This is a genomic window from Streptomyces sp. NBC_00637 (assembly GCF_045161545.1).
In the GTDB taxonomy this organism is placed as follows: domain Bacteria; phylum Actinomycetota; class Actinomycetes; order Streptomycetales; family Streptomycetaceae; genus Streptomyces.
The window spans coordinates 7909695-7924052 of record NZ_CP109046.1; the positions used below are offsets into that span (position 1 = coordinate 7909695).

Annotated in this window: 11 protein-coding genes; 3 read left to right on the top strand and 8 right to left on the bottom strand. The window is 70.6% G+C overall.

Features of this window, described 5'->3' with window-relative positions; genetic code table 11:
* Nucleotides 1-31 precede the first annotated feature (31 nt).
* The 6 genes from OG440_RS34960 to OG440_RS34985 all read right to left on the bottom strand — a co-directional run bounded on the left by OG440_RS34960 (nt 32) and on the right by OG440_RS34985 (nt 8878).
* Nucleotides 32-1120, bottom strand: coding sequence for a glutamate--cysteine ligase (locus OG440_RS34960; RefSeq protein ID WP_406010756.1), 1089 nt, complete (start codon nt 1118-1120; stop codon nt 32-34).
* A gap of 58 nt (nt 1121-1178) precedes the next feature.
* Nucleotides 1179-3383, bottom strand: a complete 2205-nt coding sequence (glgB, locus tag OG440_RS34965) for a 1,4-alpha-glucan branching enzyme (RefSeq protein ID WP_406010757.1) — start codon at nt 3381-3383, stop codon at nt 1179-1181.
* Nucleotides 3384-3388: 5 nt separating this feature from the next.
* A complete protein-coding gene (locus tag OG440_RS34970) occupies nt 3389-4750 on the bottom strand; it encodes a maltokinase N-terminal cap-like domain-containing protein (RefSeq protein ID WP_406010758.1) in 1362 nt (453 codons plus the stop codon).
* A 28-nt stretch (nt 4751-4778) separates the two neighbouring features.
* On the bottom strand, nt 4779-6515 hold the full coding sequence (treS, locus tag OG440_RS34975; protein ID WP_406010759.1) for a maltose alpha-D-glucosyltransferase: 1737 nt from the start codon (nt 6513-6515) through the stop codon (nt 4779-4781).
* Between the two features lie 32 nt (nt 6516-6547).
* Nucleotides 6548-8503, bottom strand: a complete 1956-nt coding sequence (locus OG440_RS34980) for an alpha-1,4-glucan--maltose-1-phosphate maltosyltransferase (protein ID WP_406010760.1) — start codon at nt 8501-8503, stop codon at nt 6548-6550.
* A 75-nt stretch (nt 8504-8578) separates the two neighbouring features.
* Nucleotides 8579-8878 carry a DUF5133 domain-containing protein gene (locus tag OG440_RS34985; RefSeq protein ID WP_406010761.1) on the bottom strand — a complete coding sequence of 100 codons (300 nt, stop codon included), beginning with the start codon at nt 8876-8878 and terminating at the stop codon, nt 8579-8581.
* Between the two features lie 296 nt (nt 8879-9174).
* On the opposite strand from OG440_RS34985, the gene OG440_RS34990 reads away from it, so the two are divergent.
* Together OG440_RS34990 and glgX are read left to right on the top strand one after the other, a co-directional pair.
* On the top strand, nt 9175-9687 hold the full coding sequence (locus OG440_RS34990) for a pep a2 (protein WP_406010762.1): 513 nt from the start codon (nt 9175-9177) through the stop codon (nt 9685-9687).
* 80 nt (nt 9688-9767) lie between these two features.
* Entirely contained in the window at nt 9768-11885 is a 2118-nt protein-coding gene (glgX, locus tag OG440_RS34995; RefSeq protein ID WP_406011546.1) for a glycogen debranching protein GlgX, read from the top strand.
* Nucleotides 11886-11939: 54 nt separating this feature from the next.
* Here glgX and OG440_RS35000 read toward each other — a convergent pair whose 3' ends face one another.
* On the bottom strand, nt 11940-12743 hold the full coding sequence (locus OG440_RS35000; protein ID WP_406010763.1) for a VOC family protein: 804 nt from the start codon (nt 12741-12743) through the stop codon (nt 11940-11942).
* A 122-nt stretch (nt 12744-12865) separates the two neighbouring features.
* Here OG440_RS35000 and OG440_RS35005 point away from each other — a divergent pair, with 122 nt between their 5' ends.
* Nucleotides 12866-13210 (top strand): ANTAR domain-containing protein, encoded by a 345-nt coding sequence (locus tag OG440_RS35005; RefSeq protein ID WP_406010764.1) that lies wholly within the window; start codon nt 12866-12868, stop codon nt 13208-13210.
* A 49-nt stretch (nt 13211-13259) separates the two neighbouring features.
* Here the strand turns inward: OG440_RS35005 and OG440_RS35010 are convergent, their stop codons facing one another.
* Nucleotides 13260-14051: a SigB/SigF/SigG family RNA polymerase sigma factor gene (locus OG440_RS35010; RefSeq protein ID WP_406010765.1), complete on the bottom strand. Its 792-nt coding sequence runs from the start codon at nt 14049-14051 to the stop codon at nt 13260-13262.
* Nucleotides 14052-14358: the final 307 nt, after the last annotated feature.

Below are 14358 nucleotides of genomic sequence, written 5' to 3' on the forward strand. Positions count from 1 at the left end.
CCGGGACGGAACCGCACCGGCACGTGGAACCTCAGGCCTGGGTGTGCTCCACGCAGGCGGTGACCACGTCGCGCAGACTGCCGGTGCGCTCCCACACCTCGCGCTGGATCACGGCACCGTTGCCGCGCCGCAGCAGTTCGGCGCAGGAGGCGCGGGCCCGCTCCAGATCGCCGCTGTCCGCCAGCGCGTCCTCGACATGCTCCAGCAGCGCCCGTACGACCGTCTCGGCGGGCGCGGGCCGCATGGTCGCCGGGTGCAGCAGATCCCCGGTGACCCCCGTGCGGGCGGCCTGCCAGCCGGCCAGCCGGAGCAGGCTCACGCTGTGGTCCAGCGGCTCCCGGCCCGCCTGCGCGTCCCGGGAGGCCGTCTCGACGAGCCCCCGCACCAGCGTGGCGATCAGCAGGGCGGTGTCCGCGTGCAGACAGACGTCGGCCACCCGCACCTCCACCGTCGGATAGCGCGCCGACAGCCGGGCGTCGAAGTAGACCATGCCCTCGTCGAGGATCGTGCCCGTGGCCACCATGTCCGCCACCCGCTGGTGGTACCGGTCCGCCGACCCGAACAGCTCGGTCGGACCGGCCGACGGCCAGCGCTGCCACACCCGGCTGCGGTAACTGCTGTAGTCCGTCTCCCGGCCTTGCCAGAAAGGCGAGTTGGCACTCAGCGCCGTCAGCGCCGACAGCCAGGGCCGGATCCCGTCGACGACCGCTACGCCCTCGTCGTCCGAGTCGACGGACACATGGACATGGCAGCCGCACACCATCTGCTCACGCGTCGCGATGCCGTACTGCTCGGCCATCCACTGGTAGCGCTTGTTCTTGCCGACGGACGGGAGCACCGGCAGCGGAGACGTGGCGAGCGCGGCCACCGCGCACCCGGCCTCCCGCGCGTGCCGGGCCGCCTCCCCGCGTATCCGGACGATCTCCGCGCCGAGTTCGTCCATCCCCGACTGCGGGTGGGTGTTGAACTCGAGCATCTGGTTGTGCAGTTCCTTCTCGAAGACGTCCTCCTCCGCCCCGCGCCGGGAGGCACGGGCGAGGACGGCGGCGGACAGCGCTTGCGGCTCCCCGGTCTCCGGATCGACCAGGAGGAGTTCTTCCTCCACTCCGACGGTGCGCACGGGATGTCGACCTCTCTCTGGCGGCTGGTACGCACCCGAATGCCCCGTCCGCAACCGTTCACACGGACGTCGGCGCCAGCCACACCGTGGCCAGGGGTGGCAGGGTGAGAGCGATCCCCCCGTCCCGCGCCGCGACGGGAGCGGACCGGCCGACGCCGCTGCCGCCGTAGCACTCGGCGTCGGTGTTCAGCAGCTCGCGCCAGGCCGGCACCCCGTCGGGCACGGCGAGCCGGTAGTCGTGCCGCACGACCGGGGAGAAGTTGCTGACGGCGAGGAGCGGAGCGCCGTGTGCGTCGTGGCGGAGGAACGCGAAGACGTTGTCCTCCGCGGCGTCGCCGACCACCCACCGGAAACCGGCCGGATCGGTGTCCCGCTCCCACAGGGCCGGGGTGGCCCGGTAGACCGTGTTGAGATCACGCACCAGGTCCCGCATCCCCCGGTGATCGCCCGCGGACGCGTACCCCGGGTCCAGCAGCCACCACTCGGGGCCCTCGGCCTCGGACCACTCCGCGCCCTGGGCGAACTCCTGGCCCATGAAGAGGAGCTGCTTGCCCGGGTGCGCCCACATGAACCCCAGGTACGCGCGGTGGTTTGCGCGCCGCTGCCACCAGTCGCCGGGCATCTTGGACACCAGGGCCTGCTTGCCGTGCACGACCTCGTCGTGGGAGATGGGCAGCACGTAGTTCTCGCTGTAGGCGTACACCATCGAGAAGGTCATCTCGTTGTGGTGGTACTTGCGGTGCACCGGCTCCTTGCCGATGTACTCCAGCGAGTCGTGCATCCAGCCCATGTTCCACTTCAGCCCGAACCCCAGACCGCCGCTGTCGGTCGGCCGGGTCACCCCTTCCCAGGCGGTGGACTCCTCGGCGATCGTCACGACCCCCGGGTTGCGGCGGTACACCGTCGCGTTCATCTCCTGAAGGAACGCCATCGCGTCCAGGTCCTCCCGGCCGCCGAACACGTTGGGCGACCACTGCCCGGAGTCCCGCGAGTAGTCCAGGTAGAGCATCGAGGCGACGGCGTCCACCCGCAGCCCGTCGACGTGGAACTCCTCGCACCAGTACGTGGCGTTCGCCACCAGGAAGTTGCGCACCTCGACACGTGCGAAGTCGAACTCGTACGTGCCCCAGTCCGGATGCTCGGCCCGCCGCGAGTCACCGGGCTCGTACAGCGGCTCCCCGTCGAACCGGCCCAACGCCCAGTCGTCCTTGGGGAAGTGCGCCGGCACCCAGTCCACGATCACGCCGATCCCGGCCCGGTGCAGGGCGTCCACCAGGAACTTGAGGTCGTCGGGCGTGCCCAGGCGCGCGGCCGGCGCGTAGAAGCCGGTGACCTGGTAGCCCCAGGAGCCCGAGAACGGATGATGGGCGACCGGCATGAACTCCACATGGGTGAAACCGAGTTCGCTGACGTACGGCGGGAGCTCCTCGGCGAGTTGGCGATACGTCAGGCCCGGTCGCCAGGACGGCAGATGAACCTCGTAGACGGAGAACGGCGCCTCATGCACGGGGACGTCACCCCGGTGCGCCATCCACTCCTCGTCCGCCCACTCGTAGCGCGAGGCGTGCACGATCGACGCGGTGTCCGGCGGCACCTCGGCGCGCCGGGCCATCGGGTCGGCCTTGAGGAAGCGGTGCCCGTGGCGCGAGGTGATCTCGAACTTGTACCGGGTGCCCTCGCCGATGCCGGGCAGGAACAGCTCCCACACCCCGGACGAACCGAGGGACCGCATCGGGAAGGCGGTCCCGTTCCAGAAACAGAAGTCCCCGGCGACGCGCACCCCCTGGGCGTTCGGCGCCCACACCGTGAACCGGGTGCCGGTCACCCCCTGGTGGGCCATCGGCTCCGCGCCGAGCGCCTTCCACAGCTCCTCGTGCCGCCCCTCACGGATGAGGTGCAGATCCAGGTCGCCGAGGGCCGGCAGGAAACGGTAGGGGTCGTCCACCTTCTGCTCGGCGCCCTCGTACGACACCAGGAGCGTGTACGCGGGCACCGCGTCGAGCGGCAGGACGACGGAGAAGAGACCGTCGCCCTCCGACACCAGCGGGGTGGGATCGCCGTCGATCACGACGCTCACACCGTCCGCGAAGGGCCGCAACGCCCGGAAGACGATCCCGCCCGGCACCGGGTGCGCGCCCAGCAGGGCATGCGGATCGTGGTGGGCGCCCGAGAGCAGGCGTCCGCGGTCGGCCGGGTCGAGCGCGGGCGCCGTCCGCGGGCGGGGGCCGGCCGACTCGGGCGGAGAGGTGTCACGCAGGGCCACAGGGGTCAGCCTCCTCGGACGGCGAGTCGTTCGATCGCCGCCATGGGTACGGGCAGCCAGTCGGGACGGTTACGGGCCTCGTACAGCACTTCGTACACGGCTCGGTCCGTCTCGTAGGCACGCAGCAGGGCATGCTTCTTGCGGGGGTCCCAGCCCGCGCGGGCCGCGTAGCCGGCGCAGTAGGCCTCCCGGCAGCGGCGCGCCCACTCCGGCCGCCACGGGCGGCGCTGGCGGGCGGCGTAGTCGAACGAGCGCAGCATCCCGGCGATGTCGCGGACCGGGGAGTGGGCACTGCGGCGCTCGGCCAGCGGACGGGACGGCTCGCCCTCGAAGTCGATGACGAACCAGTCGCGCCCGGCGCGCAGGACCTGCCCGAGGTGCAGGTCCCCGTGGATGCGCTGGGCGGGCGGGCCGGCGTCGCACACGGAGAGCGCGCCGAAGGCGGTGGTCAGGCCCGGCACGAACGGGCGCAGCGCCGGCACATGGTGCGCGGCCGCCTCCAACCGCTCGGTCATCGCCGCCGCCGTCCGCCCGTCCTCGGCGTCCGGTCCGGTCGGCAGCGCCGCGGCCAGCGCGAGGTGCACGTCGGCCGTGGCCCGTCCGAGTTCCTCGGCCTCCGCCGTGAAGTCCTCCCCGCGGGCCAGGGCCCGCAGCGCCAGCGTCCAGCCGTCCGAAGCGTCGGGCAGGAACGGCTGGAGCACGCCGAGGGTCGCCTCCTGCGGATGCGTGGTGCGGAACCAGGCCACGGGTGCGGGCACCCGCCCGCACCCCTGCCCGGCCAGCGCTACCGGCACCTCCAGATCGGGGTTCACCCCGGGCTGGATGCGCCGGAAGATCTTCAGGATGAACGCGTCCCCGTACACCAGCGAGGTGTTGGACTGCTCGGCCTCCAGCAGCCGTGGGGCGAGCCCGGGGGGCAGCGACACGGACGGGTCCGACTCGAAGCACAGCGGGCCCAGCGTGCCGGGGTGCCGCATCCGCTCCAGGAGCAGATGCGCCGACCGTGGGTCCTGCAGCGCGTCGTGCACCGTCAGACCGGCCAGTGGCCCGCTCTCCACCCTGCCGATCAGCGCCCGTCCCAGCCGCGGCGACAGGTGTTCCTGGACGCCGAGGAGCAGTTGGTAGCAGTCGCCGGCCGGGGGAGTGCCCCCGGGGGTCGGGACGCCCGACTGATCGGCGTGCACGAGCAGATGCAGACAGCCCGGGTACAGCTCCGTCATCGACAGCATGCGCAGGTCGGTGAGGGGCCGGTCCTTGCCGGCGAACCAGCGCTGCCGCGGCAGCCATTCGCACAGCAGCGCGGCGAGCGGTCCGACCGAGCGGACGCCGCTCGCGCTGCTCGGTCGCAAGGGTGCGGTCTTCGTCACGGTGACCCATCCTTTCCCCGGTGCTCGCTCACGGGCGGCGGCCGATCCGGGACGCGGCTCTGGTGAGCCGGAACCAATAGAAGCCGTGTCCCGCGAGGGTGAGCAGGTAGGGCAGTTCGCCGATGGCCGGAAAGCGCACCCCGCCGAACAGTTCGACGGGATAGCGGCCGTCGAACCGGCGCAGGTCCAGTTCGGTGGGCTGCGCGGAGCGGGAGAAGTTGTGCACGCACAGCACCACGTCGTCTCCTCCGTCCGCCGCCAGCGGGGCCTCGCGCAGGAAGGCGAGGACGGCCGGGTTGGAGGACGGGAGTTCGGTGTAGGTGCCGAGGCCGAAGGCGGGGTTCTGCTTGCGGATCTCGATCATGCGCCGGGTCCAGTGCAGCAGCGAGGAGGGCGACGACATCGACGCCTCGACGTTGGTGACCTGGTACCCGTAGACGGGATCCATGATCACGGGAAGGGACAGTCGGCCCGGGTCGCAGGACGAGAAACCCGCGTTGCGGTCCGGTGTCCACTGCATGGGGGTGCGGACGGCGTCGCGGTCGCCGAGCCAGATGTTGTCGCCCATGCCGATCTCGTCGCCGTAGTAGAGGATCGGCGAGCCGGGCAGGGAGAGCAGCAGCGCGGTGAAGAGCTCGATCTGGTTGCGGTCGTTGTCGAGGAGGGGCGCGAGACGGCGGCGGATGCCGATGTTGGCGCGCATACGCGGGTCTTTCGCGTATTCCGCGTACATGTAGTCGCGTTCCTCGTCGGTGACCATTTCGAGGGTGAGCTCGTCGTGGTTGCGCAGGAAGATTCCCCATTGGCAGCGGGAGGGGATCGCGGGGGTCTTGGCGAGGATTTCCGAGACGGGGTAGCGGGATTCCCGGCGGACCGCCATGAAGATGCGGGGCATGACGGGGAAGTGGAACGCCATGTGGCATTCGTCGCCGCCGGAGGCGTAGTCGCCGAAGTAGTCGACGACGTCCTCCGGCCACTGGTTGGCCTCGGCCAGGAGCACGGTGTCCGGGTAGTGGGTGTCGATGTCGCGACGTACCCGCTTGAGGAACGCGTGCGAGGCCGGCAGGTTCTCGCAGTTGGTGCCCTCGGCCGCGTAGAGATAGGGCACGGCGTCGAGGCGGAAGCCGTCGATCCCGAGGTCGAGCCAGAAGCGGAGGGCGGCCAGGATCTCCTCCTGGACGGCCGGGTTCTCGTAGTTGAGGTCCGGCTGGTGGGAGAAGAACCGGTGGAAGAAGTACTGCTTGCGGACCGGGTCGAAGGTCCAGTTGGAGACTTCGGTGTCGACGAAGATGATGCGGGCGTCGCCGTACTGTTTGTCGTCGTCGGCCCACATGTAGTAGTCGCCGTAGGGTCCGTCGGGGTCTTTCCTCGATTCCTGGAACCACGGGTGCTGGTCGCTGGTGTGGTTCATCACGAAGTCGATGATGACGCGCATGCCGCGTTGGTGGGCGGCGTCGACGAATTCGACGAAGTCGGCGAGGTCGCCGAATTCGGGGAGGACGGCGGTGTAGTCGGATACGTCGTATCCGCCATCCCGTAGCGGGGATTTGAAGAAGGGCGGCAGCCAGAGGCAGTCGACTCCCAGCCATTGCAGGTAGTCGAGTTTGGCGGTGATGCCTTTGAGGTCGCCGACGCCGTCGCCGTTGCTGTCCTGGAAGGAGCGGACGAGGACTTCGTAGAACACGGCGCGTTTGAACCACTCGGGGTCGAGGTCCTTGGCGGGAGTGTCCTCGAAGGTGTCCGGGACAGGGGAGTTGACGGTCATGGCGGTCTGGGGCCTCCGATCGGCGGTGCGGGTCACCGGACGTGGAACACGTGGGCAGGTGTCCGGCCGGGCTCCAGGCGCACGTAGTTCGTCCTGCCCCAGGCGTAGGTCGCGCCGGTCAGTTCGTCGTGCACGGTCAGGGACGCGCCGTCGTCCAGGCCGAGTTGCGGCATGTCCAACGACACCGTCGCCTCCTGGGTGTGGTGGGGGTCGAGGTTGACGACCACCAGAACCGTGTTCGAACCCGCGCGCTTGCTGTACGCGATGACGGACGGGTTGTCCGTGCCGTGGAAACGGAGGTTGCGCAGCCAGTGCAGGGCCGGGTTCGCCCGCCGGATCTCGTTGAGCCGGGTGAGCAGCGGCGCGATGCTGCGGCCGGCTTTCTCGGCGGCCGCCCAGTCACGGGGTTTGAGCTGGTATTTCTCCGAGTCGAGGTACTCTTCGGCGCCCTCGCGCAAGGGGGTGCCCTCGCACAGTTCGTAGCCGCTGTAGACGCCCCAGGTAGGCGAGAGGGTGGCGGCGAGGACGGCGCGGATCTCGAACGCGGGGCGGCCGCCGTGCTGGAGGTAGGCGTGCAGGATGTCGGGGGTGTTGGCGAAGAAGTTGGGCCGCATGTAGGACGCGGCGTCCCCCGACAGTTCGGTGAGGTACTCCGTGAGCTCCTGCTTGGTGTTGCGCCAGGTGAAGTAGGTGTAGGACTGCTGGAAGCCGATCTGCGCGAGGGTGTGCATCATCGCGGGGCGGGTGAAGGCCTCGGCGAGGAAGATCACGTCGGGGTCGGTGCGGTTGATCTCCGCGATGACCCGCTCCCAGAACACCACCGGCTTGGTGTGCGGGTTGTCGACCCGGAAGATCCGCACCCCCTGCGACATCCAGTGCCGCAGGACCCGCACGGACTCGGCCACCAGGCCCTTCATGTCGGCGTCGAACGCCAGGGGATAGATGTCCTGGTACTTCTTCGGCGGGTTCTCGGCGTACGCGATGCTCCCGTCCGGGCGGTGGTGGAACCAGTCGCTGTGCTTGTGCACCCAGGGGTGGTCGGGGGAGCACTGGAGCGCGAAGTCGAGGGCGATCTCCAGGCCCAGTCCCCGTGCCCGCTCCACGAACCAGGCGAAGTCCTCCAGCGTTCCCAGCTCCGGGTGGACGGCGTCGTGACCGCCCTCCGGCGAGCCGATCGCCCAGGGCACCCCGACATCGTCCGGCGCGGCGTTCAACGCGTTGTTGCGGCCCTTGCGGAACGTGGTGCCGATGGGGTGGATCGGCGGGAGGTAGACGACGTCGAAGCCCATCGCGGCGATGGCGGGCAGCCGGCGCGCGGCGGTACGGAACGTGCCGTGCGGGCGCTCGGCGGTCCCCTCGGAACGCGGGAAGAACTCGTACCAGGCGCCGTACAGGGCGCGTTCGCGCTCGACCAGCAGCGGCAGCGGCTCGGAAGCGGTGACCAGCTCCCGCAGCGGATGGCGGCCCAGGACGGCGTCGACCTCCGGGGTCAGCGCCGCCGCGTAGCGCTCGGCCACCGGAGCCGAGTCGTCGAGCAGCTTCTTCGCCACGTCCCGCAGCAGGGTGCGCTCCGGTCCGCGCGGAGCCCGGGCCGCCGCCCGCTCGTAGAGCTGACCGCCCTCCTCCAGCACCAGACCCGGGTCGATCCCGGCCGGGATCTTGATCTCCGCGTGATGGCGCCAGGTGGCGATCGGGTCGCTCCAGGCCTCCACGGTGAAGGTCCAGCGGCCCATGGCCTCCAGGGTCACATCGGCTCCCCAGCGGTCACTGCCGGGGGCGAGCTCGCGCATCGGCGTCCAGGGCCCGCGGCCGCCGTCCGGGTTCTTGAGGACCACGTTGGCGCCGATGGCGTCGTGGCCCTCGCGAAACACCGTCGCGGAGATCCGCACCGTCTCCCCGGTCACGGCTTTCGCCGGCCGCCTACCGCACTCCACACGCGGTTCGACGTCCCGCACCGGGATACGGCCGATCGCCCTGGTGGACTTCACCCTTGCACCTCCGCTAGCTCGAAAATGGCTTCGTCCGCCCGGTGTTGGGCGGCCGGACTGCACCTGCGCGGAGGGCTATGTCTCCGCGGGCAGGCAGGGGAGTGGCCGCGTCGCGGAACGCCGCGCGACGCCGTTCCTCCGGTTCCGGCTCCAGCGCTCCCGGTGGAGGGCGTCGACACCGGCCCGCAGATACTGCTCGGCGGCGTCCGCGGCCTCTCGTGCGCACCGCTTGCCCATCAGCACACAGAGGGTGTAGCCGCAGTCCTCGAACGCGGCCCGCGCCGTGCGGTCGTCGGGTCGCGCCAGCATGTCCCGCTCCCGGGCCCGGTAACTGCGCAAGGTCCTGGCGACTTCTGTCTTCGCTGGTTGCAGCATCGCGCTCAGCACCTTCCGGGAGTTCGGGCAAGGGGGATCGTTCGTGGCGGCCGGGTCGGCCCGTGCGCGGAGGCGCGAAAGTGTCGATCCCTGCGAGGCCTTCACTTATGGTGCACGGCGCATCACCCAACGTCCTGTTGGATCTTGGTTGTGGTGTGCTCGTGTTGCACGAATGGCGTAGCAACCCCACTGTGGTTGTGACTCTGAAGCGATTACCGCTCACGCTTCGTATTGGGGAACTCTGGCCCGTCGGGCCGAGCAGGAGTGGGAGCCTCGCCGGTGAGGAGCGAACGACGATGAAGACAGCAGTCCCCTGCTACTACCACCTCGACGTGGACGTCTGCCCGGAACGGGTCGGACAGGTCAGGCGCATCCTGGCCGCTCACCTGTCCTACTGGGAACTCGAGACACACGTCGAGACCGTCTGTCGCGGCACCGAGATGCTGCTGACCGCGATCGACGAGCACGCCACGGACAAGCACACCTCGATCGAGATGTGGTGGAACGGACAGCACCTGATCACGGCCGTCGGCGGTCGCGACGGCCGGCTGCGCCCCGACCTGGACCTGCGAGCCTGTCTGGAACGCATCGCCGTGATGAGCGACGGCTGGGGATGCTGCGCCACCGGCACCGGAAGCCAGGTCATCTGGTTCTCCCAGCGGGCCCGCTCCGGCGAACGCGTCCCGCTGGTGCCGACCGCGCCCGCGCCCAGCCTGCGCGAGGTGCGTCAAGTGCCCCGCGAACTGCCGGTGGCGGCGCTGGCCGCCCCCGCGGAAGAGTCGCACGGCGTCCTGGAGGCCGCCCGGTGACCTCACGGCCGAAACGGCAGGACCCCGAGGACCGCAAGGACCGCGGGAACCGGACGGACCGGACGGACCGGAGTGGCGGGGTGCCCGCCTGGAGCGGGCACCCCTTCCCGCTGGGCGCCGACTTCGACGGACAGGGCACCAACTTCGCGCTGTTCAGCGAGGTCGCCGAACGCGTCGACCTCGTCCTCGTCGACGAGGACGGCACCACCGGTCAGGTCCCGTTGACCGAGGTCGACGGCTTCGTCTGGCACGGCTATCTGCCCGGGATCGGTCCCGGGCAGCGCTACGGCTTCCGGGTGCACGGGCCGTGGAACCCCGGCTCCGGCCACCGGTGCAACCCGGCGAAGCTGCTCCTCGACCCCTACGCGCGCGCCGTGGACGGCCAGATCGACAACCACGCCTCCCTCTTCGAGCGGGCCGGCGACCGTCCCGACCCGGCGGACAGTGCCGGGCACACCCTGCTCGGCGTGGTCACCGACGCGGCCTTCGACTGGGGCGACGACGCGCCGCCCCGGCGCCCTTACGCCGACTCGGTGATCTACGAGGCCCATGTGCGCGGTCTGACCCGCACCCACCCCGAGGTTCCGCCCGCGCTGCGGGGTACCTACGCCGGCCTCGCGCACCCCGCCGTGACGGAGCACCTCACCTCGCTGGGCGTGACGGCGATCGAGCTGATGCCCGTGCACCAGTACGTGCAGGACGGCGTGCTCACGGATCGGGGCCTGTCCAACTACTGGGGCTACAACACCATCGGCTTCTTCGCCCCGCACAACGCCTACGCCGCGCACGGCACCCGCGGTGAACAGGTCACCGAGTTCAAGTCCATGGTGAAGGCGCTGCACGCGGCGGGCCTGGAAGTGATCCTCGACGTCGTCTACAACCACACCGCCGAGGGCAACGAGAAGGGCCCCACCCTCTCCTTCCGGGGTATCGACAACGCCTCCTACTACCGGCTCGTGGACGGCGACTGGTCGCACTACTACGACACCACCGGCACCGGCAACAGCCTGCTCATGCGGCACCCGTACGTCCTTCAGCTGATCATGGACTCACTGCGGTACTGGGTGACGGAGATGCATGTCGACGGCTTCCGCTTCGACCTCGCGGCCACCCTCGCCCGTCAGTTCCACGAGGTGGACCGGCTGTCCGCGTTCTTCGACCTCATCCAGCAGGACCCCGTGATCAGCCGCGTCAAGCTCATCGCCGAACCCTGGGACGTGGGCGAGGGCGGCTACCAGGTGGGCAACTTCCCGCCGCTGTGGTCGGAGTGGAACGGCCCCTACCGTGACGCCGTACGCGACTTCTGGCGCGCGGAACCCGGCTCGCTGGGCGAGTTCGCCTCCCGGCTGACCGGCTCCTCGGACCTCTACGCCCACAGCAGGCGCCGGCCGCGCGCCGGCGTCAACTTCGTCACCGCGCACGACGGTTTCACCCTGCGCGACCTCGTCTCGTACAACGACAAGCACAACGAGGCCAACGGCGAGGACAACCAGGACGGCGAGAGCACCAACCGCTCCTGGAACTGCGGAGCCGAGGGCCCCACAGACCGCCCCGCGGTCCTCGAACTACGGGCCCGGCAACAGCGCAACCTGCTCGCCACGCTGCTGCTGTCGCAGGGCATCCCGATGATCGGCCACGGCGACGAACTCGGCCGCACGCAGGGAGGCAACAACAACGCGTACTGCCAGGACAACGAAGTCTCCTGGATCGACTGGCGGTTGACCGACGAGCAGCGGGGCCTGGCGGACTTCTGCCGGCGCCTCGTCGCCCTGCGCGCCGCCCACCCCGTGCTGAGGCGGCGCCGGTTCTTCCTGGGGGAGACCGTCCGGCACGCCCGGCAGCCGCTGCCCGACCTGGTCTGGCTGCGGCCCGACGCGCACGAGATGACGGACCGTGACTGGCAGCGCGCCGACGCGCACAGCGTCGGTGTCTTCCTCAACGGCGACGCCATCGCCGAACCCGACCCCCGCGGCCGGCCCGTCGTGGACGACTCGTTCCTGCTGCTGTTCAACAGCTACTGGGAGCCCGTCGTCTTCCGGCTGCCCGACGCCGCGTACGGCGAGCGCTGGACGGTGTGCGCCGACACCGCGGAGCCGGACGGCGGTCCGGACGAGACCGAGTGCAAGGCGGGCGTCGAGGTCATGCTGGAGGCCCGCAGCCTGATCGTGCTGTCCCGGCCCCCGCGTCGTTCCGACTGAGACCGCCGTTCCCGCCGAGTGTCAGGGCGCCCCGGCCGAGACCGGGGCGCTCGGTCAGCGCTGCCGGCTGGACGTCACCGTGAACTGGGCGCCGTCCGGGTCGCGCAGCACGGCCTCGTGGGCGGTCTCGATCAGCACGCTGCCGCCGTGCTTCTCCGCCGCCCGGGCACAGGCCGTCACGTCCGCGACGGCGAAGTGGACCTGCCAGTGCGGACGGATCGTCGGGTCGGGCGCCGCCTCCAGCGCGCCCGACTCGATCCGGGCGACGACATCGCCCCGGCTGCGCAGCACGACCTCGCCGCGCTCGTAGTGGACCTCGCAGCAGCCGGGCCGGTCCGTGGCCCAGTCGAGGATCTCGCCGTAGAAGATGGCGGAGTCGAAGGCGTCGCGGGTGTGGAGCCTGATGAAGGCGGGCGCGTCCTGCCGCCAGGCCTCCCAGTTGCCGATCAGGTCCCCCTCCCAGACACCGAAGGTCGCGCCGTCCCGGTCGGCGAGCAGTGCCGCCCGGCCCGGCGGCAGCGAGATCGGGCCCACGGCCACGGTTCCGCCGCGCTCCCGGGTCCGGGACGCGGCGTCGTCCGCGCTGGGTACGGCGAAATACGGCGTCCAGGCGACCGCCATCTGCCACATCGAGGCCACGGCGGCCACCCCGGCGACCGGGACGCTGCCGACCAGCGCCGTCCGGAAGTGGTCGCCGAGCACGCCCCGGCGCCACTCCCAGCCCAGGACGGCCCCGTAGAACTCCTGCGTGGCGTCCAGGTCGCGGCTGGTCAGGCTCACCCAGCAGGGCGCACCGAACACGGAGTGCGTGGAGACGGCTCCCCGTGCACCGGGGGCGGAGGTCGGGCGACGGTTCATGGCACTCGCGTTTCTGGTCTCTCGGCCGGGCGGCGGGGGCCACCACGGCGGGGGGCTACCACCAGTGTCCGACCGGAACCGTCCCGGGCGCCTGCCGAGGGACCCGGTGGCACGATGGAGCGGTGGCACGAGTACCGCACACGACGACCGATGAAACGGCCCGGGTCTTCGCACTCCAGGCGGAAGTCGACCAGCTCAAGGAGGCCGTCGCCTCCCACGCCGTGGTCGACCAGGCGATCGGAGTGGTGGTCGCTCTCGGGCGGATGACGCCCGACCAGGGCTGGACCGTGCTGAAGGAGGTCTCCCAGCACTCCAACATCAGGCTGCGCAACGTCGCCGAGCTGATCCTCGTCTGGGGGCGCACGGGGGAGATGCCCGACGAGATCCGGGCCCGGCTGGAGGACTCCCTCGACCGGCTCGGTCCCACCCAGATCCCCGGCGCGCCGCCCCTGGATCCGTTGGAGTGAGGCCCCTCGGGGCGGAGTCCGGTCGGGGGTGGGGGCAGGCCGGGCGCGGTCAGTCCGCCTCGGCGGCGATCTCCTCGCGCAGCCGCGCGAAGCAGCCGCTGAGCAGGCGTGAGACGTGCATCTGCGAGATGCCCAGCTGATCGGCGATCCGGCTCTGCGTCATGCCCGCGAAGAACCGCATGTACAGGATCGTGCGTTCACGCTCGGGCAGGGCCCGCAGACAGGGCGCCACGGCCACGCGGTCGACGACGGCGTCGTAACCGGGGTCCGGGTCGCCGAGGGCGTCCTCCAGCGCGTAACCGTCGGTACCGGGCAGCTCGGCCTCCAGCGACAGCGCGGAGAAGCACTCCAGCGCCTCCGCCCCGGTCCGCACCTCGTCCTCGCTCAGCTGCGCGTGCGCGGCGATCTCGGCGACGGTCGGCGGGCGCCCCGGAGTCGTCTGGGACAGCTCCTTCGCGGCGTTGCGTACCCGGTTGCGCAGGTCCTGGACCCGGCGCGGCACGTGCAGCGTCCACATGTGGTCGCGGAAGTGCCGCTTGATCTCACCGGTGATCGTCGGCACCGCGTACGCCTCGAAGGCACGGCCGCGCTCGGGGTCGTAGTGGTCGACGGCCTTGACGAGTCCCAGCGCGGCGACCTGGTACAGGTCCTCGAGGTTCTCGCCGCGCCCCCGGAAGCGTACGGCGATCCGCTCGGCCATCGGCAGCCAGAGGCGGACCAGCTCGTCCTTCAGAGCCTGCCGCTCGGGCCCGTCGGGCAGGCCGACGAGCCGCACGAAGGACTCGCCGGTGTCCGGCGCGTCGTCGTGGGGGTGCTGCTTCGTTCTGACGGTGCTACGCATCTCGCGCGCCTTCCAGGAGGATGCCGAGAAAGGGCCGGACACCGTGGGAAACGCGTACTCGGGGGGACGGGAGAACACCCGGGACCGGCCGCTCGGCGGGATCCCACGGAAGTGCCTCCTGTCCGAAGCACCTCATATGGATTCCCGTCATGAACCATCTTGAAACAGTTCCTCACTGTTTGCTCCCTATGGTTCCGTTTGTCTCCTGCCTCGGCGCCCCGGTCACCCGGTCTCTCGCTCCCGGCCCTTTTCCCGACCCGTGCTCTTGACGCGCCCTTGGTGGTTTACCTCTGACACAGAGGTAATC

Bases quoted from the DNA above. Each gene is read 5' to 3' on its own strand.
- treS (WP_406010759.1), bottom strand. From the start codon at position 6,515: ATGACCGTCAACTCCCCTGTCCCGGACACCTTCGAGGACACTCCCGCC.
- OG440_RS34985 (WP_406010761.1), bottom strand. From the start codon at position 8,878: ATGCTGCAACCAGCGAAGACAGAAGTCGCCAGGACCTTGCGCAGTTAC.
- OG440_RS34990 (WP_406010762.1), top strand. From the start codon at position 9,175: ATGAAGACAGCAGTCCCCTGCTACTACCACCTCGACGTGGACGTCTGC.
- OG440_RS35000 (WP_406010763.1), bottom strand. From the start codon at position 12,743: ATGAACCGTCGCCCGACCTCCGCCCCCGGTGCACGGGGAGCCGTCTCC.
- OG440_RS35010 (WP_406010765.1), bottom strand. From the start codon at position 14,051: ATGCGTAGCACCGTCAGAACGAAGCAGCACCCCCACGACGACGCGCCG.